The 20,688-nt window shown below is 37.6% G+C and carries 22 protein-coding genes; 7 read left to right on the forward strand and 15 right to left on the reverse strand.

Annotated features, from left to right (window positions below):
* Nucleotides 1-37: 37 nt before the first annotated feature.
* Nucleotides 38-460: a 50S ribosomal protein L11 gene (gene rplK, locus AB3I34_RS08465; protein WP_002356424.1), complete on the reverse strand. Its 423-nt coding sequence runs from the start codon at nucleotides 458-460 to the stop codon at nucleotides 38-40.
* Between the two features lie 122 nt (nucleotides 461-582).
* On the reverse strand, nucleotides 583-2,079 hold the full coding sequence (gene lsa(A), locus AB3I34_RS08470; RefSeq protein WP_085444212.1) for an ABC-F type ribosomal protection protein Lsa(A): 1,497 nt from the start codon (nucleotides 2,077-2,079) through the stop codon (nucleotides 583-585).
* A gap of 375 nt (nucleotides 2,080-2,454) precedes the next feature.
* Between lsa(A) and sdaAB the strand changes: the two genes are divergently transcribed.
* Together sdaAB and sdaAA are read left to right on the forward strand one after the other, a co-directional pair.
* Entirely contained in the window at nucleotides 2,455-3,123 is a 669-nt protein-coding gene (gene sdaAB / locus AB3I34_RS08475; RefSeq protein WP_002414070.1) for an L-serine ammonia-lyase, iron-sulfur-dependent subunit beta, read from the forward strand.
* Between the two features lie 22 nt (nucleotides 3,124-3,145).
* Entirely contained in the window at nucleotides 3,146-4,018 is an 873-nt protein-coding gene (gene sdaAA / locus AB3I34_RS08480) for an L-serine ammonia-lyase, iron-sulfur-dependent, subunit alpha (RefSeq protein WP_002362308.1), read from the forward strand.
* A gap of 64 nt (nucleotides 4,019-4,082) precedes the next feature.
* Here the strand turns inward: sdaAA and AB3I34_RS08485 are convergent, their stop codons facing one another.
* The 3 genes from AB3I34_RS08485 to AB3I34_RS08495 are packed head-to-tail and all read right to left on the reverse strand — an operon-like array spanning nucleotide 4,083 to nucleotide 7,670.
* Nucleotides 4,083-4,928 (reverse strand): M55 family metallopeptidase, encoded by an 846-nt coding sequence (locus tag AB3I34_RS08485; RefSeq protein WP_085444213.1) that lies wholly within the window; start codon nucleotides 4,926-4,928, stop codon nucleotides 4,083-4,085.
* Nucleotides 4,929-4,933: 5 nt separating this feature from the next.
* Entirely contained in the window at nucleotides 4,934-6,028 is a 1,095-nt protein-coding gene (locus AB3I34_RS08490) for a M42 family metallopeptidase (RefSeq protein ID WP_085444214.1), read from the reverse strand.
* 13 nt (nucleotides 6,029-6,041) lie between these two features.
* Nucleotides 6,042-7,670 (reverse strand): peptide ABC transporter substrate-binding protein, encoded by a 1,629-nt coding sequence (locus AB3I34_RS08495; RefSeq protein ID WP_085444215.1) that lies wholly within the window; start codon nucleotides 7,668-7,670, stop codon nucleotides 6,042-6,044.
* A 77-nt stretch (nucleotides 7,671-7,747) separates the two neighbouring features.
* Here AB3I34_RS08495 and AB3I34_RS08500 point away from each other — a divergent pair, with 77 nt between their 5' ends.
* On the forward strand, nucleotides 7,748-8,470 hold the full coding sequence (locus AB3I34_RS08500; protein WP_010712762.1) for a MurR/RpiR family transcriptional regulator: 723 nt from the start codon (nucleotides 7,748-7,750) through the stop codon (nucleotides 8,468-8,470).
* 92 nt (nucleotides 8,471-8,562) lie between these two features.
* On the opposite strand, the gene AB3I34_RS08505 is transcribed toward AB3I34_RS08500, so the two are convergent.
* The 4 genes from AB3I34_RS08505 to rpmG form a co-directional block, all read right to left on the reverse strand.
* Nucleotides 8,563-9,441 carry an alpha/beta hydrolase gene (locus tag AB3I34_RS08505; RefSeq protein ID WP_010712763.1) on the reverse strand — a complete coding sequence of 293 codons (879 nt, stop codon included), beginning with the start codon at nucleotides 9,439-9,441 and terminating at the stop codon, nucleotides 8,563-8,565.
* A gap of 118 nt (nucleotides 9,442-9,559) precedes the next feature.
* Nucleotides 9,560-10,105 carry a transcription termination/antitermination protein NusG gene (nusG, locus tag AB3I34_RS08510; RefSeq protein ID WP_002384070.1) on the reverse strand — a complete coding sequence of 182 codons (546 nt, stop codon included), beginning with the start codon at nucleotides 10,103-10,105 and terminating at the stop codon, nucleotides 9,560-9,562.
* A gap of 124 nt (nucleotides 10,106-10,229) precedes the next feature.
* A complete protein-coding gene (secE, locus tag AB3I34_RS08515; protein ID WP_002356409.1) occupies nucleotides 10,230-10,400 on the reverse strand; it encodes a preprotein translocase subunit SecE in 171 nt (56 codons plus the stop codon).
* A gap of 20 nt (nucleotides 10,401-10,420) precedes the next feature.
* Nucleotides 10,421-10,573, reverse strand: coding sequence for a 50S ribosomal protein L33 (gene rpmG, locus AB3I34_RS08520; protein ID WP_002356408.1), 153 nt, complete (start codon nucleotides 10,571-10,573; stop codon nucleotides 10,421-10,423).
* 285 nt (nucleotides 10,574-10,858) lie between these two features.
* On the opposite strand from rpmG, the gene cbpA reads away from it, so the two are divergent.
* A complete protein-coding gene (gene cbpA / locus AB3I34_RS08525; RefSeq protein ID WP_002365057.1) occupies nucleotides 10,859-11,497 on the forward strand; it encodes a cyclic di-AMP binding protein CbpA in 639 nt (212 codons plus the stop codon).
* Nucleotides 11,498-11,570: 73 nt separating this feature from the next.
* Here the strand turns inward: cbpA and murB are convergent, their stop codons facing one another.
* Both murB and AB3I34_RS08535 read right to left on the reverse strand, forming a co-directional pair.
* Complete coding sequence (gene murB / locus AB3I34_RS08530; RefSeq protein WP_002376510.1) at nucleotides 11,571-12,473, reverse strand: UDP-N-acetylmuramate dehydrogenase; 903 nt, start codon at nucleotides 12,471-12,473, stop codon at nucleotides 11,571-11,573.
* A gap of 71 nt (nucleotides 12,474-12,544) precedes the next feature.
* Nucleotides 12,545-13,459 (reverse strand): Gfo/Idh/MocA family protein, encoded by a 915-nt coding sequence (locus tag AB3I34_RS08535; RefSeq protein ID WP_002376508.1) that lies wholly within the window; start codon nucleotides 13,457-13,459, stop codon nucleotides 12,545-12,547.
* A 205-nt stretch (nucleotides 13,460-13,664) separates the two neighbouring features.
* Here AB3I34_RS08535 and AB3I34_RS08540 point away from each other — a divergent pair, with 205 nt between their 5' ends.
* The 3 genes from AB3I34_RS08540 (at nucleotide 13,665) to AB3I34_RS08550 (ending at nucleotide 15,697) form a co-directional block, all read left to right on the forward strand.
* Complete coding sequence (locus tag AB3I34_RS08540) at nucleotides 13,665-14,420, forward strand: exodeoxyribonuclease III (protein WP_002367205.1); 756 nt, start codon at nucleotides 13,665-13,667, stop codon at nucleotides 14,418-14,420.
* Between the two features lie 33 nt (nucleotides 14,421-14,453).
* Nucleotides 14,454-14,987, forward strand: coding sequence for a 3'-5' exonuclease (locus AB3I34_RS08545; RefSeq protein ID WP_002356400.1), 534 nt, complete (start codon nucleotides 14,454-14,456; stop codon nucleotides 14,985-14,987).
* A 119-nt stretch (nucleotides 14,988-15,106) separates the two neighbouring features.
* Nucleotides 15,107-15,697 (forward strand): hypothetical protein, encoded by a 591-nt coding sequence (locus AB3I34_RS08550; RefSeq protein ID WP_002376506.1) that lies wholly within the window; start codon nucleotides 15,107-15,109, stop codon nucleotides 15,695-15,697.
* 99 nt (nucleotides 15,698-15,796) lie between these two features.
* Here the strand turns inward: AB3I34_RS08550 and AB3I34_RS08555 are convergent, their stop codons facing one another.
* From AB3I34_RS08555 to AB3I34_RS08570, 4 genes are all read right to left on the reverse strand, one after another.
* Nucleotides 15,797-17,479, reverse strand: a complete 1,683-nt coding sequence (locus AB3I34_RS08555) for an FAD-dependent oxidoreductase (RefSeq protein WP_010712764.1) — start codon at nucleotides 17,477-17,479, stop codon at nucleotides 15,797-15,799.
* 96 nt (nucleotides 17,480-17,575) lie between these two features.
* Nucleotides 17,576-18,139 (reverse strand): alkyl hydroperoxide reductase subunit C, encoded by a 564-nt coding sequence (ahpC, locus tag AB3I34_RS08560; protein ID WP_002367212.1) that lies wholly within the window; start codon nucleotides 18,137-18,139, stop codon nucleotides 17,576-17,578.
* 240 nt (nucleotides 18,140-18,379) lie between these two features.
* Nucleotides 18,380-19,069, reverse strand: a complete 690-nt coding sequence (locus tag AB3I34_RS08565; protein WP_010712765.1) for an O-methyltransferase — start codon at nucleotides 19,067-19,069, stop codon at nucleotides 18,380-18,382.
* Between the two features lie 612 nt (nucleotides 19,070-19,681).
* Entirely contained in the window at nucleotides 19,682-20,686 is a 1,005-nt protein-coding gene (locus AB3I34_RS08570; RefSeq protein WP_085444169.1) for a lipoate--protein ligase, read from the reverse strand.
* Nucleotides 20,687-20,688 lie beyond the last annotated feature (2 nt).

Below are 20,688 nucleotides of genomic sequence, written 5' to 3' on the forward strand. Positions count from 1 at the left end.
TGAGAAGCTACTTCTTTGAGTAAGTGTGGAATAAAAATTATTCTACGATGATACCCATGCTTCGTGCAGTTCCTGCAACCATGCGCATTGCTGCTTCAACGTCAGCGGCGTTTAGGTCTGCCATTTTAAGTTCAGCGATTTCTTTCACTTGATCGCTTGAAACTGTTGCAACTTTAGTTTTGTTTGGTTCACCTGAACCTTTTTCGATTTTTGCAGCTTTTTTCAATAAGACTGCAGCAGGTGGTGTTTTAGTAATGAATGTAAATGAACGATCTTCATATACAGAAATTACTACTGGAATAATCAAGCCTGCTTGGTCAGCTGTACGAGCATTGAATTCTTTAGTGAATCCCATGATGTTGATACCTGCTTGACCTAACGCTGGACCTACTGGTGGAGCTGGTGTTGCTTTCCCCGCAGGAATTTGTAATTTAACGATTTTTTCTACTTTTTTAGCCACGAAAATACCTCCTTAAGTTCTCGTGCGTGGTTAATGGGGTTGAGATTTCCCCTCCCACTCAACGTACATTTAAAACATACCCTATTACTATACAGGATTCCCTTTACTTTTTCAAGATATTTTTATGATTTCAAGGCAATTTTTTTATCTGTTATTTTCTTCATGAAATGTGCATCATGCTCAATCACTAGCATTGCAGGCTTCACAGATAAGATTAGCGCTTCTAATTGTTGATGATTAAACACATCCAAGTAATTAAGGGGTTCATCCCAAATATAAAGTTCAGCTGATTGAGACAATGATTTGGCTACTTCGACTTTTTTCCGTTGCCCCATACTCATTTGTTCAATTCGATTAGTGAAAACGGCGCGCTCCATCCCAAGTTTTCGTAAGTTATTTAAAAATTGGGTGTAATCTAACTGATTTTTCTCTGCAAATTCGGATAAAGTTCCTTGATTGTCTTCATAATCTTGGCGCACATAAGAAATGGTTAATTGGTGAGCCAAAGTGGCTTCGCCTTCTGAATCCCCAGAAAAATTATCCAATAAATACTGAATCAAGCTCGATTTTCCTGAGCCATTTTTTCCTGTTATTCCGACAATTTCTCCCGCGTTTATTGAAAAAGAAATTGGCGCAAACAGCCAATTTTTCTCGTAGCCTAGACGAAGCTCTTCCACCGTCAATAATGTTTTGTGATGCGTTGGCTGATAATCCATTGACAAAGAATCAATATACTCAAGATCTTTTAATAGTTTTTCTTTTTCTGCTAATTGTGTTTCGGCGCGTTGTTGAATATGTTTCGAGCGCTTCATTACGCGCGCTGCCCGGGCACCAATGGCTCCTGTATCAAAAATCGCCCCGCTCCCTTTTTCCTTAGCGTTGCCGTACTTATCACCTTCACGGTTCATCGACCATTCCGCTTTTTTACGAGCGGTTTCTTTCAAGCGATTGACTTCTTTTTTGATTTTTTCATTTTCTGCTAGTTCAAAAGCATCTCTTAATTTTTTTTGCTCTTCATAAATAGAAAAATTCCCTTGATACAGCGTCAATTGACTTTTTTCAATCGCCAAAATATGATCAACCACTTCATCAACAAATGCCCGATCGTGGCTGACTAAAATAAACCCGTGTTTCTTTTTCTTCAAATATTCAGCCACTTGTTGTCTGCCAGCTAGATCTAAGTGATTTGTTGGCTCGTCAATTAAAGGAAAGGCATTTTCTTCAATAAAAAGAAGACCTAATAAAACTTTCGTCTTTTCGCCGCCTGATAAAGAAGAAAAGGGCCGCCATAAAACTTCAGGATCAACGTTTAAAAGCGTTAATTCTCGTTCTAATTCCCACTGTTCAAAAGAAGTCACCTCTTGTAAGACATAATAAGTGAGCTGTTGTTCTTCTGCAACTGTTTGTGGAAAATAGACGAAATCGACTTGATGAAGAATCTCTCCTTGGTAATCCAACTGCTTTTGTAACAATCTTAATAAGGTTGTTTTCCCACGGCCATTGCGGCCAATCAATCCTAATTTCCAATTGGTATCCATCGTGATATTTGCCTGATCAAAAAGCAATACTTCTTGATTATCATAGGCAAAAGATAGTTGTTTTAGTTCAATTTTCGACATAAATATACCTCCATAAAGCAAAATTAATGCAGCTTTACGGAAATCAGCGGCATCAATCCAAGGTATACAAAAAGACCCGTGGCTGAATTCTTTAAGCTAATTTCCGAAAATCCGCACACTCCACCCGTTATATTCAGGCAAAGTTATACAGTTTCTCTAAAAAATTAACTTAAATTTTCAACGCACGAATCCCTCTTTTCGTCTTTTATTATCTAGAATTTAGCATCTCTTCACTGATTTGTCAACGAAGGCCCCTTGCTTTCATTCTGATAAAAATTTAAATTATTCGCTAAAACACAAGCGATTGCCTAGTTCCCCGCCATTTTTTGTGTTAGACTTCCAATGAAAACATATTCTAATGAAGAAGGTGCTGAAATGGAAGAGTTACGCTTTAATAGTGTTTTTGATATTATCGGACCTGTTATGATTGGTCCAAGCAGTTCTCATACAGCTGGAGCGGCAAGAATTGGAAAAGTGGTTCGCAGTATTTTTGGACAGCAACCTGATAGCGTTGACATTTATTTATATGAGTCTTTTGCTAAAACTTATCGTGGTCACGGAACAGATATCGCCTTAGTTGGCGGCCTTTTAGGTATGGAACCAGATGATGAGCAACTAGCCAATTCTTTGGAAATTGCTTATGAACAAGGAATGGAAGTTTGTTTTATTCCTAAAAGTGAAAAAGCAGACCACCCTAATTCCGTTAAAATTGTGGTTTCTTCTGGCGACCGAAAACTATCTGTGACAGGAATTTCAATTGGTGGTGGAAACATTCAAATTTCTGAATTAAATGGCTTCAAATTGTCTTTAAGTATGGGCACGCCAACATTTATCGTTGTTCATCAAGATGTTCCTGGCATGATTGCTAAGGTGACCAACATCCTTTCAGCTAGCGATATCAATATTAGTACAATGACCGTTACCCGAGAATCTAAAGGGGAAAAAGCGATTATGATTATTGAAGTTGATCAAGCCGAAGTCGGTGACATTGTCATGCAATTAGCTGAAATCCCTCATATATATAGCGTTAACTATTTTGACTAAATGAACGTAAAGGAGTAATACGATGTTTTATTCAATTGAAGATTTGGTAGCTCAAGCGAAAGATTACCCTTCTGTGAGCGAATTAATGATTGCAACAGAAATGGCTCATGGCGGGTATTCTCGTGAACGAATTATTGAAACAATGGAAAAAAATCTAGCCGTTATGAAACAATCCGTCGCTGAAGGAATCGCTGGTGTTACCTCAGTAACAGGGCTAACTGGTGGCGATGCAACCCGCTTAAATGATTACATACATTCAGGCAACTTTTTAAGTGGTGAGACCATTTTACAAGCCGTGCGAAATGCGATTGCTGTTAATGAAGTTAATGCAAAAATGGGCTTGATTTGTGCTACACCAACCGCAGGCAGTGCCGGGGTAGTTTCTGGCGTCTTGTTGGCAGTTATTGATCGCTTAAAGTTAACGCATCAGCAACAATTGGATTTTCTATTTACAGCTGGGGCTTTTGGCTTAGTGATTGCCAACAATGCCTCAATCAGCGGTGCCGAAGGTGGTTGTCAAGCTGAAGTCGGTTCTGCTAGTGCAATGGCAAGTGCCGCTTTAGTTGCGGCTTCTGGCGGTACGCCTGATCAATCTGCTCAAGCTGTGGCTATTACGATAAAAAATATGATGGGCCTCATTTGTGATCCTGTTGCGGGACTTGTTGAAGTCCCTTGCGTGAAGCGAAACGCATTAGGTTCTTCTCAAGCCTTCATCTCAGCTGACATGGCTTTAGCGGGGATTCGAAGTGTCATTCCGCCAGATGAAGTCATCCACGCAATGTACCAAGTGGGACGCCAAATGCCACAAATTTTCAAGGAAACCGCTGAAGGCGGTCTTGCGGTGACACCAACTGCACAACGTTTAAGCAAAGAAATTCTAGAGAAACAAAAATAGAAATAACTATAGCAAGAAGCTTACAGAAAAAAACGTCCATTCGTTTTTTCCGTAAGCTTCTTCTTTAATAACTTGTTCCGCCTAAACCAACCACAGCGACAATTCCATTCATGACATCTTTCATCGTTTCACCCACAAATGAAACGGTTCTACCATCAATGCGTTTAATCATTGGTAACATTTCAATACGATCTGCTTGTGCTGTCGTCACGCATTGCAATTTTACAGTTGCAGGTGTTTGCAAGGCATATAGGGGTAATTCAGACAACGCAAAGGAAGTTAACACTTGACTTGTAGTCGCTACGATAGCTTCCCGAACTTGTTGCATGGGTCTATTTTTGATTGCATAACGTCCCAGAGATTCTTTGGTGGAAACAAAGGGAACTTTGGACATCATTTTTTCTTGAAAAAGTTGTTCCTCTAAGCCTGATTCACCGATAATTAAACCAACAGGGACACCTAATTCGCTAGCGTAAGCTGCATTAATTGTCGTTTCATTCATCGCTAAGTCGTTTATTTTTAAATCATAAGCAACACTAGCGCTATACCCATGATCCATATTCCCTTTTTGTTTACCAATACCGGCATGATAACCTAAGAAAAAGACTACATCATAGCTACTATCCAAGCCACTCATCATATAATCCATGCGAGGAAAACCGCTCACTAAGGAAATTCGTTCATCCATTTCTGCCAAGCGCGCATAAGCTAAATTCAATCCACGGCTATGCGAATCGGCAATAGTAATTTCTGTAATTTGTTCATTTTTGGCACTCTTTTGAATCCCTTCAATCAACCAAGCCACATGTTGGTGATATAATTCTCGGAATAAAACGGTGTCTTCTTTTTCCATATCAAATGTCGCAATACCTGCTAATCCTTCAATATCGCATGACACATAAATTTTCATTTGTTTCACTCCTTTGACAATGGCTGAACCAGTGCTTGAATTTTGTCAGCATCTAAATTTTTGATCAATTGAATGACTAATTCTTTCGCCGCTTGGTAATCTTGAAAGTCCACATAGCAATGGGGTGTGTGAGCGTAACGGACAGGAATTCCTACAACAATCGTTGGGGCTCCTTGAACTTGTGTAATCGCCATGCCATTGGTTCCACCACCACTTCGAACAGAAACTTGAACAGGAATTTTGTGTATTTTAGCAATCTCTAGTGCATACTCTTGAAATTCCGGATTCGTAATCATAGAAACATCAAAATAACGTAACATCGGTCCTTTTCCCATTGCTGATTGAATCATCTCTGGCGTTTCTGCCGTATCATCAGCCGGGCAGCCTTCGAAAACAATAGCTAAATCAGGATTGACTTGCTTTGCGGCAATAAGTGCTCCTCTTTCGCCAACTTCTTCTTGTGCAGTTACTGTCGCAACTAACTTGAATGGAAGCGTCTCTTCTTTCAACTCCTCCATGACATCCACTAAGCAAGCACAGCCAATGCGACAATCAAAAGCTTTTCCTAAAAAAAGATCTGTCTGTTCGTTGTAACAGCACGTCACATCTGGAATGACCGGTGCACCAAGATCGATTTTGTACGTTTCAATTACTTCTTCTTTTGAGGTAGCACCAATGTCGATCGTCAAATCAACAATGGTTAATGGCCGCTGACGTTCCTCTGGTGTCATAAAATGAGGGGGCCGACTAGTAACTACGCCTGGCAGATAGGTACCTTCCCGGTTACGAATCCGAACTTTTTGTGCAGAAATCGTATTTGGGACCCAACCACCTAACGGAATAAAACGCAACAAGCCGTTTTCTTTAATTGCTTGAATCATAAAACCCACTTCGTCACTATGAGCATCAAAAAGCACTACTGGACCTTCACTTAGATTATTTTTCTTCTCAAGATATAAATTTTTAATGGCATCTAGCCGTTGAATAGTAAAATCCGCAGTTGCGTGTTGAAGGATTCTAACGACTTCTGTTTCAAAGCCTGAAACACCATTAGCATTTGAAAGTTCCTGAATTAATTGAACAGCTTGACTTTTTTTCATTTTTTCCCAACCTTTACTTGTCGCTGATAGAGACTGATTTGTAATAGCCTGAACCTAATGGACCATAGACTAAATTTTGGACAGAATCGGCCACTAAGCGTGCTTCTGTTAATTGATAAAGAGGAACTAGGGGTGCTTCTTCCGCAACCAATTGATCCGCTTTTTGTAATGTTTTCCAACGTTCTTCATATTTATTTGCATAAGTTACGTTTGCTTCTTGAAGCAACTGATCAAAGGTCTTATTAGACCATTTACCAAAATTATTGGAATTTTTTGATTGCAGTAAGTTTAAGAAATCGATTGGATCAGCATATACTGGCGTCCAGCCACCAACCACAATGTCGAAATCTCCGCTGCGACTTTTTTCTAAACGATTATTAAAAGGAACTGGCGAAACATTGACTGTTAAATTTTCTAAATTATCTGCTAAAGCTCCTTGAACATACTCACTGATTTTTTTAGCATTTTCTGTATCCGAACTTAAAATCGTTAGCTCCGCTTTTTCAATTCCTAATTCTTTTTTAGCCGTTTGCCATAACTCTTTCGCTTTTTCTGGTTCACTAGGATTTAAATCTCCTAATTCCTCTGCAAAATCTTTTTGCGTTTCTTGATTAGTGAAACCTGTTGGCACGAAGCCAAGTGCTTTTTTTGAGCCATCATTTAAAACATTTTTAGCTAAACGTTCAGAATTCAATGATAATGCTATCGCTCGACGTGCATTCTTATTTGCCAAAAGATCTTTTTGCGTATTTAATTGGATATAATACGTTCCAGGAATTTCACGAATTTTCAAAGCTGCATTGCCTTCTTCTTGTGCAACAATTTCTCCAGAAATTTTTACAACATCTAATTCTTTCCCTTCGAAAAGATTTTTCCCAGTATTGACTTCTTTAACGACTTGGACATCCACCTTATCTAGCGAAACATTCGCTTGATCCCAATAATTTTTGTTCTTCACATAGGACCAAGTATTATTCGTGCCATCCCAACCTTCTAATGTGAAGGCGCCATTGTAAAGTGTTGACTCAGCTGATGTACCATAGTTTTTGCCCGTTTTTTCAACAAATGCTTCATTTAAAGGATAAAAAGCTGGCACCGCCAATAACTGTTGAAAATAACTCATAGGATAGCTCAGCTCTACTTCCAAGGTATGGTCATCAATGGCTGTTACCCCTAGCTCTTCTTTAGATTTGCCACCGTCAACAATAGCACGATAATTTTTTAGCCCTTCAAAATAATACGCTTGCGGGGAAGCTGTTTTTGGGTCCACTGTGCGCTTCCAAGAGTATTCAAAATCATTGGCTGTGATTGGCTCGCCGTTACTCCATTTTGCATCTTTTCGAATCGTAAAAGTATAGCTTAAACCATCATTGGAGGGCTGTACTTTTTCAGTTGCCAATGCTGGTTTCGCTTCTCCTTTTTCGTCAAAGGAGAAAAGTCCCTCCCCTACTTGGCTCATTACATCTGCTGCTGTATTATCCATTGCCAACGACACGTCTGCCGTTGATAATTCCGAATCAATCCCGACCCGTAATACTTGTTGTTCTTGCTTTTTGGTTTCTTTCCCAACACTTCCACAGCCCGAGAGAAGTAGAACCATGATTGCTGCCAAAGACAGCCTTTGCTTTGTTGCCCTTTTCATAAAAACACCTCATTTTTTTATTTTTTGATACCTTTTTCCCACAAAATTATTTATAATCTGATAAAGGAGGTTTGCTCATGAACTTAGATTACTTAAAAGAAACGTACCATTTAACGAAAACAGAAAGTCAGATTTTGTATTATTTGGATCAACAAAGTACGAACGCGGCCGATTTGAGTATTCGAGAAGTTGCCAAACACTGCTTTTCTTCGCCTAGTTCCATCATTCGTTTAGCCAAAAAATTAAATTTATCAGGTTATAATGAACTTATTTACAAATTAAAAGAAGCCCATTTTTCTCAGCCAATCCCTTTTGAAACAGCGCCTTCATTTGAAACAACCAACGAGTTTTGTCAACTGCTTGCCAAACACAAGAGTCATTTATTTGTTATTTTAGGTCATGACTTTTCACGACATTTGGCGGCTTACATTAGTGAGGTTTTCAATTTTCATGGCATCCCCAGTATCACAACAGCCCATACTCATTCGATAAATAGTCAAAATAATCAGAATTTTCTTTTTATCATCCTTTCACATTCTGGTGAAGAAAAATACTTAAAAGAAACAGCTCTGCTTGCGAAAGAGAAAAAACATCCTATCATTTCTTTTGTTGGCGCCAAAAATTCAACTCTTGGTCGACTGGCAGATCTCGTTTTTTCAACTGACTCTTACAGCCCGTTTTCAACAAGTGTCGCTCAGCCACAAATGTTTTTTGGCCAAACATTAATCACCTTTGAAGCCTTGATTTGTGCTTATTTAAATCATGAGGATTCCATTCCAATATCTCATAAAAATAAATAATTTTATTTATTATAGCTGAAAAAAGCTATTTCGCTAGCCAAAGTATAGAAAAAGGCACATGTTCCATTTTTTATGGAACATGTGCCTTTTTGCTATTTTTTACTCGGCCATAAAAATTCGATTAACAATTGATCTACTTCAGGATTTTCATGTAATTGACTATGTTGTGCATTTTCTCCTTTAATAATCTGGCTAGTGACTTGAGTTCCTCGCTGTCTTAGCAAGGCGTTGACTGCTAAGGCACTAGATAACGGTACCGTTCCATCACTTAAATCTGTTGGACTTAATTGACCACCAATTAATAAAATGGGCAGTTTTTCTGGAACAACATTAATCATCTCTTGATAATCCAAATAGCGGCTACTTTTTTCTGTGGGGCCGTTTTCTAGTTCCGTTTCGATGGTTTGCTGTTGACTCGTATCAATAAAATCATTGAAAGGTGCTCCAATGCTGACGAATTTTTCAATTTTAGGTAACGATGCGTCTTGCCCATAGGTTCCTAAATAACGTAAACCACTAACACCACCCATAGAGTGCCCGACAATATTGGCTTTGTTCACTTGATAATTTTTTTGTAAATAGAGTAATGTGTTTTTTATCCATTCTGTTTGATTCCATTCATTGTTTTTATTATCTTCAAATAGAACTTGAACACTGGGATTCGTCGCTTTGCCACTTAAAGCTCCTCGCTCTTTAACCACGGTCCCATCAGGTTTAACGAGTAGCACTAATTCTTGAGTTGTGGCACCTTGTTTCTCCAAGCGATGCAGTAACGAGCCAAACGAATTTTTAGTTCCTGCGTAACCATGAAAAAAAAGTGTTGGTGTTGGTGTGCGGTTTAACTCAACAGTTGCTTCTTTTGTGGCGGCTTGGTTGTCATTCTTCGTGCTTGCCCCAATTTGGCAAGCACTTAATAATAGAACAAGACCTATTAGCAAAGAAAAATAACGATATTTTTGGGCATGTTTCATTTTTTCATTCCTTTCTGCGATGAACTAAAAAAGGGCTTGGAAAAGAAGTCAGTTGACTGCTTTTCCAGACCCTACAATCTGTATCAATCAGCTGAACAATAGTTTGTCAGCTTGCTTATTAATCAATGTTATCGACTTGTTCAAAGTCTAATTCTGTACTTGTTTCACGACCAAACATATCGATGTTTACTTTTAATTTTTGTTTTTCTTCATCGATTTCTGTCACAACACCTTCAAGACCAGAAAAGGCACCTTCGATAATTTTCACTGTATCGCCTAGCGCTACTTCTAAGTCTGATTGACGGGTGCTCATGCCAATTGAACGTAAAATGTGGTTAATTTCTTCTTGTAATAAAGGAGCGGGTTTACTACCAGCACCATGTGAGCCTACAAAACCAGTTACGCCTGGCGTGTTACGAACAATATACCAAGAATCATCGGTCATAATCATTTCCACTAACACATAACCAGGGAAAGTTTTATGAACGATTTCTTTTTCTTTACCATTTTTGACTTCTTTTTCTGTTTCTTCTGGTACAACGACACGAAAAATATAATCGCCCATTCCCATGCTTTGTGCACGTGATTCAATGTTTGCTTTTACTTTATTTTCATAGCCTGAATAGGTGTGCAATACGTACCAATTTCTTTCAAAAGTTTCCATTACTGATTCGGCTCCTTTAAATGTTTTAGTTTATTTTTTTCGAGCAAATAAAAAAAGCTCAGTTTCCCGAAGCTTTTTCTCGAATACTATTATAGCACCCCTCGTCGGGAAATACTAGAATTAATTATTTTAAAATCCAGCCAAATGCCGTTTGGATAACAGTATCCATGATAAAGAACAATGCTGCAAATAAAATAGATGTTTCAATTACAACTAATGTATCTTTACGCAATTGTTTTTTTGTTGGCCAAGTTACTTGCTTCATCTCATCAGCAACGCTGCGGAAAAATTTCATGTTGATACCCTCCTCTAAATCTATTTCGTTTCTTTATGTAACGTGTATTGATTACAATATTTACAGAATTTATTGATTTCTAAGCGTTCGCCACGTTTACCTTCACTAACGGATTTAGAATAGTTGCGAGAGCCACAAACGGAACAAGCAAGAGCTGCTTTCTTTGTTGCCATGTTCTTCGACCTCCTCTATTCACAAATTTACTTCTTAACAGTACCATTATTCGAAAAAGTTGTCAAAGTTTAATTTACTTTTTAAAGAAGCGCTGTGCCGATTCTTACGTAATTTTTTACCATTATCGCGAATACGTGCTTGATTTCTTTTATAAAATATCTGATTTTTCTTTATTTTCTATTTATTTTAACAAAATTGCTTTTATTCTGAGGTCTCAGCTATTGTTTTCTGCTAAGTTATGATATGATAAATTTATTAAAAATGAACCCTTAGGAGGCCTGTTTATGTTATTAAAATCTGTAGTTATTAAAAAAGATAATTTAACAACCGTCAATGAATCTTGTACTCTAGAAGAAGCTCTTTCTATTTTAGAAGACTCAGGTTACCGTTGTGTCCCAATTTTAGACGAATCTGGAAAAATTTTCCGAGGAAATATCTATAAAATGCATATTTACCGCCATAAAGCAAATGGTGGCGATATGAGTTTACCTGTTACCTATTTGTTAAAAAATGCCACAAAATTTATTTATGTCAACACTTCATTTTTCAAGGTATTTTTTACTATTAAAGAACTACCTTACATTGCTGTTTTAGATGAAAATAATTATTTTTATGGTATTTTAACACACAGCACCTTATTAAATATTTTAGCGCAATCTTGGAATGTAAAACAAGGGAGCTATGTTTTAACGATTGCTTCAGTTGGTCAACAAGGCGACTTAGCAGCCATTTCAAAAATCATTGCCAAATATAGCAGCATCGCCAGCTGTATTACATTGGATGTTGATAGTGAAGAATTTGTTCGTCGCACACTTATTACTTTGCCAGCCGGCACAACTGCCGAAACGTGTACAGCCATTGTAGAACATTTAGAGCGGAAAAACTTTAAAGTTGTAGAATTGGAAAATTTAGAAGACGAGTAAAATTTACGACCTTTATCTTAGGATTTAAAGCTAGGGAGGCAAGTCAAAATGACTTACCTCCCTAGCTTATTTTTTAGACTTCTTCACCAATAATTCGAACTTCTGTTTGCAATTCAACATCAAATTTTTCTTTAATCACTTCTTGGATATGTGCAATTAATTCCACATAATCTGTTGCGGTTGCATGATCGATGTTAACAATAAATCCCGCATGCTTTTCGGAAATTTGAGCACCGCCCCATTTCAAGCCTTGTAAGCCAGCGTCTTGGATTAATTTCCCTGTAAAATGACCAACAGGGCGTTTAAAAACACTGCCACAAGAGGGATACTCTAGCGGTTGCTTCAGTTCACGAAGTTCCGTTAATTCATCCATTTGGGCTTTAATTTCTGCATGGTTTCCTTTTTCTAAAGCAAACGTTGCTTGCAAGACAATGCAATGTAATTCTTGAATTTCACTATGACGATAACGGAAATTCAGGTCTTCTTTCGTCATGGTTTGGATAGTGCCATCTGCCAACAGCACTTCTGCAGATTGGAAAACATCTTTAATTTCCCCGCCGTATGCTCCAGCATTCATATAAACAGCACCGCCGACACTTCCTGGAATACCACAAGCAAATTCAAAACCAGTTAAATCAGCTGCTAAGGCTTCGTAGGTTGTATCAATCAGTTTGGCACCAGCATCCACAACCATGGTGGTACCGGCTACTTTGATTTCTTTCATTTCTGTTAGCATAATCACGACATCGCGAATACCGCCATCACGAACAATCAAGTTGCTAGCATTGCCTAATACTAACCATGAAAGCCCTTGTTCTCGGCAATACGCCACAATCTCTTCGACTTCTTTTTTTGTTTTGGGTAAGGCCAACACATCAGCTGGGCCGCCTGTTTTGGTAAAGGTTACGTTTTTTAATGGTTCATCTACTAATAAAGTAATTTCGTTTAATGTTTCTAACATAGCTTTAGTGTTCACGAAAGTTAGTCCTTTCTTTTCAAAATATCTGTCTTATTCTAGCATGATAGAAAGAAAGTTGCTAGTCCTCTTTAAAGGACATGTCGTTGTTGTTGGCGTAGCATTTCTTCACATAACGCATGACTTTCATAGACTTTTTCTTGTTTCAACTCTTGCTCTTGCGGTTTTTGAATGGCCTGGATGAAAGCAGTAACCATTTGGTAAAAACCTCTTTTTTCCAATGTTGGCGTCCAATCTCCCATCTCTTTTACTTGGTATTCTTCTTCTGTTTGGATGGTCAAATGCGTTAAATTTTCCAAGCGATAAGTACCTGTAGGGCTGGTGACTTCAAAAGTTTCTGTATTGGCCCCAGAGTGTAAATCCATAGAACAAACAATCGTTGTCTGTTCGGTTTCTAATTGTAAAATTGCTCGTTTTAAATGACCGTTTTCTTCCACTAATTTTGATTGCACCACGTGGAGCGGTCCTTCCGCTAAATAAACTGCGGTATCAACAACATGTAAAAATAAATCATACATCATAAAACTTGTTTCTCTCGTTGTATTGATGCGGTTCTTTTTAATAAAAATTGTTTGTTTTTCAGGAATATTTTTCAATACTTCCGTATAAGGGGCAAAACGACGATTGAATCCAACCATCAGGCGCAGATTTTTTGCTGCTGCCAATGCTTGTAATTCTTTGACTTCAGCAAGCTCTTCACTTAAAGGTTTGTCCACAAAGACGTGAATACCAGCCTGTAATAATTGGCGAACGACTGCACCATGCACTTTTGTGGCTACATGGACAAAACAAGCATCAATCTTCGCTTCAATCAATTCTTCTATGGTCCCAACAGTTTCTGTAAAGCCATACTGATCAGCGATTTCTTGTCGTGTTTCTGGGTTTCTAGTTGCCAATACAAACTCTGCCAAGTGGCGGCATTCACTATAAGTTGGCAAATACGCTTTTTGTGCAATGTTTCCTAAACCAATGACTCCTATTTTCATTCGTTGTCCTCATTTCTGCTCTTTTTACTATTTTATCATAGACTACTTCTTTCCAAAAATCAGTCATTTTCTCTTTTTCTTTTCAAGTATTTAAAACTTCTTTAAAAAGTATTAGAATAGAAGAAAGCACCAAGCGACCTTTTCTTTGGTTCTGGTTTGCACTGAAACGAGCAAAAGCGTTTCTTATTTGAAAGGAGTTTCAACAATGAAATGTATTTCTTGGAATGTCAACGGCTTACGAGCGGTTGTTAAAAAGAATTTTATGGATGTTTTTAATGAATTAGATGCAGATTTTTTCTGTTTACAAGAAACAAAATTACAAGCTGGGCAAATTGATTTAGAACTTCCTGGCTATCATCAGTATTGGAATTACGCCGAAAAAAAAGGCTATTCTGGCACAGCAATTTTCGCTAAAGAAGAAGCGTTAAGTGTTCGCTATGGCTTAGGTATCGAGGCTCACGATCAAGAAGGCCGCGTGATCACTTTAGAATATCCAGAATTTTTCATGGTCACTTGCTACACACCAAACTCACAAGCTGAACTAAAGCGTTTAGCTTATCGAATGACATGGGAAGATGCTTTTCGTGCCTATTTAAACGAATTAAATCAAGAAAAACCCGTAATTCTTTGCGGTGATTTAAACGTAGCTCATCAAAAGATTGATTTAAAAAATTGGAAAACCAATCAAAAAAATGCGGGGTTCACGCCTGAAGAACGGCAAAAATTTACTGAGTTATTAGACAGTGGCTTCACTGATACATTCCGTTATTTTTATCCAGAAGCTGAGGGCATCTACTCATGGTGGAGTTATCGCTTTAACGCACGAAAAAATAACGCAGGTTGGCGGATTGACTATTTCGTTGTGTCAGAATCCTTGAATGAACGTTTAGTCAGTGCTAAAATCCATACAGATATTCTTGGTAGTGATCATTGTCCAGTGGAAGTTGTACTTGATTTTTAAGTGTTACTCAACGCGTTGAAAGGAGTTTTTTTAATGAACTTTTACGCTTTTGACTTTGAAACGGCTAGTTATGATAAACATAGTGCCTGTTCCATTGCAATTGTTAAAGTAGAAAATAGTCGGATTGTGGATGAATTTTACACGTTAATCAAACCAGAAACACCTTTTTTCTGGCGGAATACGCAAATTCACGGCATTCATGAATCAGATGTTGTCAATGCGCCCAAATTCCCTGAAGTATGGCAACAAATTCAGCATTGTTTTCAACCAAATCGTTTAGTGGTTGCTCACAATGCAAGTTTTGATTGTAGTGTTTTGGCTGGCTGTTTAGATTACTATGGCTTAGAACAACCTAATTACCTTTCTTTATGTACAGTCAAAACGAGTCGCAAACTGTTTCCTGAATTTCCTAATCATAAATTAAATACTGTTTGTGAAAACCTCAATATCACTTTAAATAATCATCATGATGCTTTAGAAGATAGCCGCGCTTGTGCCGAAATTCTTTTACAGCAAGAACAACGATTTGGGGTTGAACCTTTAAAAAAATTAGTATTGGTGAAATAATCCAGTTCTTGTTTCCAGCGAAGGCGTTATCTCTTTCAGCAGCTAGTTGGCAGGAGATAACGTCTTTTTTTTACATAACTTTTCCGCTAAAACAAAAATTTTTCAGAAAGGACGCGATGATGTATTCGATTCTTTACTTATTCACAGACTCTCTCAAAAATGCGTGGCGCTCAAAAAACCAATTTAGTACGTTGATTCTTATCTTTATTATTAGTTTTCTGACTTTTTCTGCTCTATTATTGACTTTGTTGTTTTCTCGATGGCTTTCACAAATGATTCTTCTTGATAATTATGCAGTGATTCCTCCCTTGAAAATTTTCAGAGGTTTGGCTGGAATCAGCGCTGGAACACTTTTTTTCTTCCTGATTAGTTATATTTGCCGAGCTTTCTTCCTAACTTTTTTAGAGCAAAAAAACGACTTACTGATCTTAGCTCTTTTAGGTACGACAAAATTACAAATTTTAATTAGCTATGCCTTACAACCCATCTATTATTTGGTTTTTATTTTACCTTTAGCCGCTTTTCTAGCTAATAAGCTCATTCAACAGTTTATCCATGATTTTTTCAGCGAGGTACCTGGTTTAATGCATATCGATAGCTACATGCAAGGTATCTTTTTACCACTAACAGGAAGCCTATTGTTCATTTGCTGTTGTGTCTTTTTAATTCTTTTTAGGAAACTCAATCGCTTAATCAAAAAAGGTACTTGACTAACTATGCGAAAAAAGTGAGAAATACATCATCTCGACGTATTTCTCACTTTTTTAAATGACTTAGGTCTTTAGGCTAATTACTTTTTTCCGCCTCTTTTAAGCCAAGGCTTCAATAATTTCGGTCATTGTTTTTGAACCAAAAATCATTTGTTCGCCATCAATTAGCATTGCTGGAACGCTCATAATTTTCTTTTCTTTTTTCAACTCTGGAAATAGACTAATGTCCACCATTTCTGCTTCCACATGAGGATTAATTGATGCAATACGTTGGCAAGCCGCCACGACATCGGGACAAAAATGACATGTTAGTGAAACAAAGATTTCTATTTTTCTTTTTGGCAATGCAAGTATGTTCTTTTGCAGACTTGCTTCTAACGGCTGCCCCTCGCTGCCGACATTATAAACCGCCAAAACCAACGAGTTTACTTCATGGCCACTAGGAATACCACTAAATTTAATTCCTGTATAGTTTCCTGCCGCATCTAAGAGCACAACGCTAGGCATTTTTTCAATCCCATACAGCAATTCTTTGGCTGGCTCAGTATCTTTCAAAATCGTTTCTAAAGTAATCTTCTGATCCAGACTTGCAAATTCTGTTAAGAATGACTGAAGTTCCAATGATTTTTCATCACTTGCATCCAAAAACTGAAGTAATGTCACTTTTTTGGTTAGTTTAGCGAAAATACCGCTTAATTGTTGGCGCATACTTTCTGGGAACCACTGATGCTTACCAGTAACTTTCGCTGACTGTTTTTCTTTTGGTTGCTGACTGTTTGTTTCAGGGGCAGATTGATTAGCTAATCGTTCAGTCATTCGCTTCGTTACAATCGGTTGGCCCGCCTGTGTTTTTTGTTCTGTCACGTAACGTTGCGCATGAGTGGCGGCAATTGCACCGTCTGCAACCGCCGTCACAATTTGACGTAATTCTTTTATTCGTAAATCTCCTGCTGCATAAACTCCGGGAATATTGGTTTCCATATTCTCAGTTGTTGGCACATACCCACGGTCTAAGGCAATTTTCCCTTCAAAAATTTCTGTACTTGGTTTATTTCCAGCAAAAACAAACAGACCAAATGTACTGTCTTTTGGTGCTTCATAAACCGTTTCTTCTCCCGTCTGGTTATTGACAAACACAGCTTTCCGGACAAAATCATCGCCCATAATTTCTTTCACTTCTGTGTTATAAACAATCTTAATTTTCGGGTGATTTTTAGCCGCCTCCGCAGTTAATTTTGCACATGTAAAATCAGGTTCTCGGATAATCATCGTTACTGATTTACCGTAACGTGTCAAATAAACGGCCTCTTCCGCTGCTGCATAACCGCCACCAATCACAAAAATATCTAGGCCTTGGAAAAACTCCCCATCACAAGTAGAACAATAGGCCACGCCGCGTCCTGTAAATTCACTTTCACCAGGGAAACCAATTTTACGAGCAGAAGCTCCTGTCGCAATCAATACTGCATATGCTTGGTAGGTTTGACTCGCCGATTGAACAGTTTTTATCGTTTGACTAAAATCAACATCAATAATCTCGTCGTTTGTAAAAGCTACACCGAAGTCTTGTGCTTGAATGCGCATTTCTTCCATTAGTTCTGGACCTGTTGTGTGACGAATCGCTGGATAGTTCACAATTTCAGAAGTCGTCGTTACCTGTCCGCCAATTTTGTCTTTTTCAATAATTAAGGTATCCATCATTGCGCGACCTGCATAGATACCTGCAGATAAAGCAGCTGAGCCGCCACCAATAATAATCAAATCGTAGATTTCTTCTGTCACTTGCTTCTCCTCTTTCTTCTGTGTTTCAGAAAAAGAGCTGAACAAAACATTTTCTCTGTTTTATCCAACTCTTTGACCTCTATTTACAAAGCGAATTTAAATTTTACCAACTAAATCTAAGCTTGGCGCAATTGTTTCTTCTCCTGGTTGCCAATTGGCTGGACAAACTTTATCACCATGCTCTGCTACAAATTGAGAAGCTTCTAATTTACGAACAAGTTCTTCAGCATTACGACCAATACCCATGTCGTTGATTTCATAAGATTTGATGTCCCCTTCTGGACTCACAATAAACGAAGCACGGTAAGCCATTCCAGAAGCTTCATCTAAAACGCCAAAGAAACGAGCAAGTTGACCGTTGGGATCGGCTAACATTGGATATTTAATTTTTCCAATCGTTTCTGTAGCGTCAGCCCATGCTTTATGCACATAATGACTATCTTCTGAAACAGAGTAAACCTCACAATTTAATTCCTGTAAATGCGCATAATGCTCTTGCATATCCCCTAATTCCGTAGGACACACGAAAGAAAAATCAGCTGGATAAAAGAAGAAAATACTCCATTTTCCTAAAATATCTTCTGTTGATACTCGTGTAAATTCACCATCGTGATAGGCATCACATTCAAAGTCAAAAAGTTTTTGATTAATTAAATTCATTGTCGTTCCTCCTCTGTTTTTTTACTCTTTAAGGATAACAGTTTATAATTATTCCGTCAATAGAATAATTATAAACAAACGAGGTTTTATTAACGCATAATACTGTCCTATTGAGAATTTTCTGATTATCATTCTCAATTAGAAATAGCGAGATAACTTTTTAAATAACATAAAAAAGAAAGCGAATCATTAAAAGAACTTGCTTTTTAATGATTCGCTTTCTTTTTGTGAAGACATTCTTTAACTATCTAAAATAATCGTTTCTTTCTCTTTGGTAATTAAAATAACTCCATCACCAAGAGGAACTAAAGTAGAAGTTAAATCAGGGTGAGCCATGACTACATCTAAAAATTGGTTTAATTTACGATGAATCGCTCGATTTTTTTTCGGTACTTCCTCAGCAGGGTCTAAAATTGTCCCAGCTTGAAATACATCATCCACCATCAAAACGCCGCCAACTGGTAGCAACCGTAAACATTCAGGTAAAAATTCAATGTATTTTGATTTGGCACTATCCATAAAAATAAAGTCATAAGGTCCTTCCAACGTTGGTAGAATCTCAGCTGCTTGTCCTTCTAAAAGAGTGACCTTTTCTTCTAAGTCTAGGCGTTGGTAGGTTTTCTTCGCTTTTTTTATCATTACGTCAAAACGATCAATCGTGGTCACGTGACCATCTTCACCAACAAATTGGGCCATCAAGCTTGAAGAAAAACCAATTGCTGCCCCGATTTCTAAAATATTTTTGGGCTTTAGTTGTCCTAGCAAAAATTGTAGAAAAACTACTGTTTCGTGTGGAATAATCGGCACCCCTGCTTCATTGGCTTCCGCCTCCACTACACCTAATTCTCCGGGAAGTTTCTTTTGTTTTGTACGCATATACTCAACCAATTCTGGTTTAACGACTGGTCGATGCATCATTTCGTTTCTCATCACTTTCGCTCCTTTTCGTCCCTTTATTATACGAAGTCCTTGTTCCTCTGTAAAGGATTGAAATAGGATTCTTATTATTTGTTTGAGAATAACATGTACATTCTTAACTTCCTAGCTAAGTGCGGATTACTTTTTGTAAGCACATTTTTTCTTTGTTTCCGCTATTTTTTATTAAGTTTTATTCAGAAAACGTCAAAAAGTAGCCCTCAAGAACATACCTATTGATTTTTTCTCGTTATTTCTTATAAAAATACTTCTACATATGTTAATATTTCCCCTTAAATCACTCTCAATTCTTGCTATTTCAAGCCCCAAAACAAGCCTATAACCTTGCCAAAATAAGAAACGTCAAATTTTACTACTTTGTCTGTAAAAATTTGATATCACAAAAGAAAGGAAATCTTGTATACTCTTTACAGATAGTGATTTATAGTGAAGCACATAACCAAATTCCCGGACTTGACTTGGTTCAAGTACATATGCAGGCGAGCTATTTGATAGTTCCCTGATAAAAATCGTTTCGACGATTTTGCACATAGCACTACCTTTCTAAAAGCTAAAAATTATTTTTAGCTAGAAAAAAGACAACCGTTTGAAACGGCTGTCTTTTTTTTAATAAATTAACCCAAGCAAATCTTCTTTTTCGATGTTGCCAAAGTATTTTTTAACGTCAATTTGATCAATGGCTTCTTCTAAAGAAGCTTTATCATATTTCACGCCGGTTAAAATATCTTCAACATCTTTAATTTCACCAAGCCCAAAGAAGTCCCCAAAGATTTTAATTTCTTGAATGGCACCATCCGCCACATTCATTTTCATTTCAATTGAACCAATTGGAAAACGATGGCGACGTTCTAAGTTAAATGCTGGTGATTTACCATAATTCCAATCCCAATTGCGATAGTATTGCTCTGAAATTTTGTTAATAGCCGCCCAGTCTTGATCAGTTAATTCATACGTTTTAACTTGGTCGATCGAATCTACGCCGAAAATTTTCAAAAGAATTTCTTGGCGGAATTCTTCCGTTGTCATCTCTTGTTTATCTTCAGATAAAAATGGTTTAATGTTTGTTACCCGTGAACGAACAGACTTGATACCTTTAGATTCGATTTTATCTTTCCGTACTTTCAATGTATTTACAACTTCATCAATATCACTATCAAACATTAAGGTTCCATGTGCAAACATGCGGCCGTTGGTAGCGTACATCGCATTTCCTGAAAACTTCATATCATTAATCACTAGGTCATTGCGCCCTTTTAATTCGGCACCTTCAACGCCTAAGTCGTGCAATGCTTGAATAATTGGTTGGGTAACTTTCGCAAAATCACGGAAAGAGTTGCCGTCATCTGGCATAATAAAACTAAAATTCAAATTACCATGATCATGATAAACGGCGCCGCCGCCACTTAAGCGACGAACAACATGAATGCCGTGCTCATCTACATATTCTTTGTTAATTTCTTCAATTGTATTTTGGTTACGGCCAATAATGATTGACGGCTCGTTAATGTAAAATAAAAGAATGGGCTCATCTAAAGGCATTTCTGTTAACAAATATGTTTCAATTGCTAAGTTCACTCGTGGGTCTTTATTTTCATTCGGTACAAAAATCACAA

This window comes from Enterococcus sp. C102(2024), from assembly GCF_040888205.1.
GTDB lineage: Bacteria > Bacillota > Bacilli > Lactobacillales > Enterococcaceae > Enterococcus > Enterococcus faecalis.

Excerpts from the sequence above, each read along its gene's own strand:
- sdaAB (WP_002414070.1), top strand. The coding sequence starts at position 2,455 with ATGGAAGAGTTACGCTTTAATAGTGTTTTTGATATTATCGGACCTGTT.
- sdaAA (WP_002362308.1), top strand. The coding sequence starts at position 3,146 with ATGTTTTATTCAATTGAAGATTTGGTAGCTCAAGCGAAAGATTACCCT.
- AB3I34_RS08485 (WP_085444213.1), bottom strand. The coding sequence starts at position 4,928 with ATGAAAATTTATGTGTCATGCGATATTGAAGGATTAGCAGGTATTGCG.
- AB3I34_RS08490 (WP_085444214.1), bottom strand. The coding sequence starts at position 6,028 with ATGAAAAAAAGTCAAGCTGTTCAATTAATTCAGGAACTTTCAAATGCT.
- AB3I34_RS08495 (WP_085444215.1), bottom strand. The coding sequence starts at position 7,670 with ATGAAAAGGGCAACAAAGCAAAGGCTGTCTTTGGCAGCAATCATGGTT.
- AB3I34_RS08500 (WP_010712762.1), top strand. The coding sequence starts at position 7,748 with ATGAACTTAGATTACTTAAAAGAAACGTACCATTTAACGAAAACAGAA.
- AB3I34_RS08505 (WP_010712763.1), bottom strand. The coding sequence starts at position 9,441 with ATGAAACATGCCCAAAAATATCGTTATTTTTCTTTGCTAATAGGTCTT.
- nusG (WP_002384070.1), bottom strand. The coding sequence starts at position 10,105 with ATGGAAACTTTTGAAAGAAATTGGTACGTATTGCACACCTATTCAGGC.
- secE (WP_002356409.1), bottom strand. The coding sequence starts at position 10,400 with ATGAAATTTTTCCGCAGCGTTGCTGATGAGATGAAGCAAGTAACTTGG.
- rpmG (WP_002356408.1), bottom strand. The coding sequence starts at position 10,573 with ATGGCAACAAAGAAAGCAGCTCTTGCTTGTTCCGTTTGTGGCTCTCGC.
- cbpA (WP_002365057.1), top strand. The coding sequence starts at position 10,859 with ATGTTATTAAAATCTGTAGTTATTAAAAAAGATAATTTAACAACCGTC.
- AB3I34_RS08535 (WP_002376508.1), bottom strand. The coding sequence starts at position 13,459 with ATGAAAATAGGAGTCATTGGTTTAGGAAACATTGCACAAAAAGCGTAT.
- AB3I34_RS08540 (WP_002367205.1), top strand. The coding sequence starts at position 13,665 with ATGAAATGTATTTCTTGGAATGTCAACGGCTTACGAGCGGTTGTTAAA.
- AB3I34_RS08545 (WP_002356400.1), top strand. The coding sequence starts at position 14,454 with ATGAACTTTTACGCTTTTGACTTTGAAACGGCTAGTTATGATAAACAT.
- AB3I34_RS08550 (WP_002376506.1), top strand. The coding sequence starts at position 15,107 with ATGTATTCGATTCTTTACTTATTCACAGACTCTCTCAAAAATGCGTGG.
- ahpC (WP_002367212.1), bottom strand. The coding sequence starts at position 18,139 with ATGAATTTAATTAATCAAAAACTTTTTGACTTTGAATGTGATGCCTAT.
- AB3I34_RS08565 (WP_010712765.1), bottom strand. The coding sequence starts at position 19,069 with ATGAGAAACGAAATGATGCATCGACCAGTCGTTAAACCAGAATTGGTT.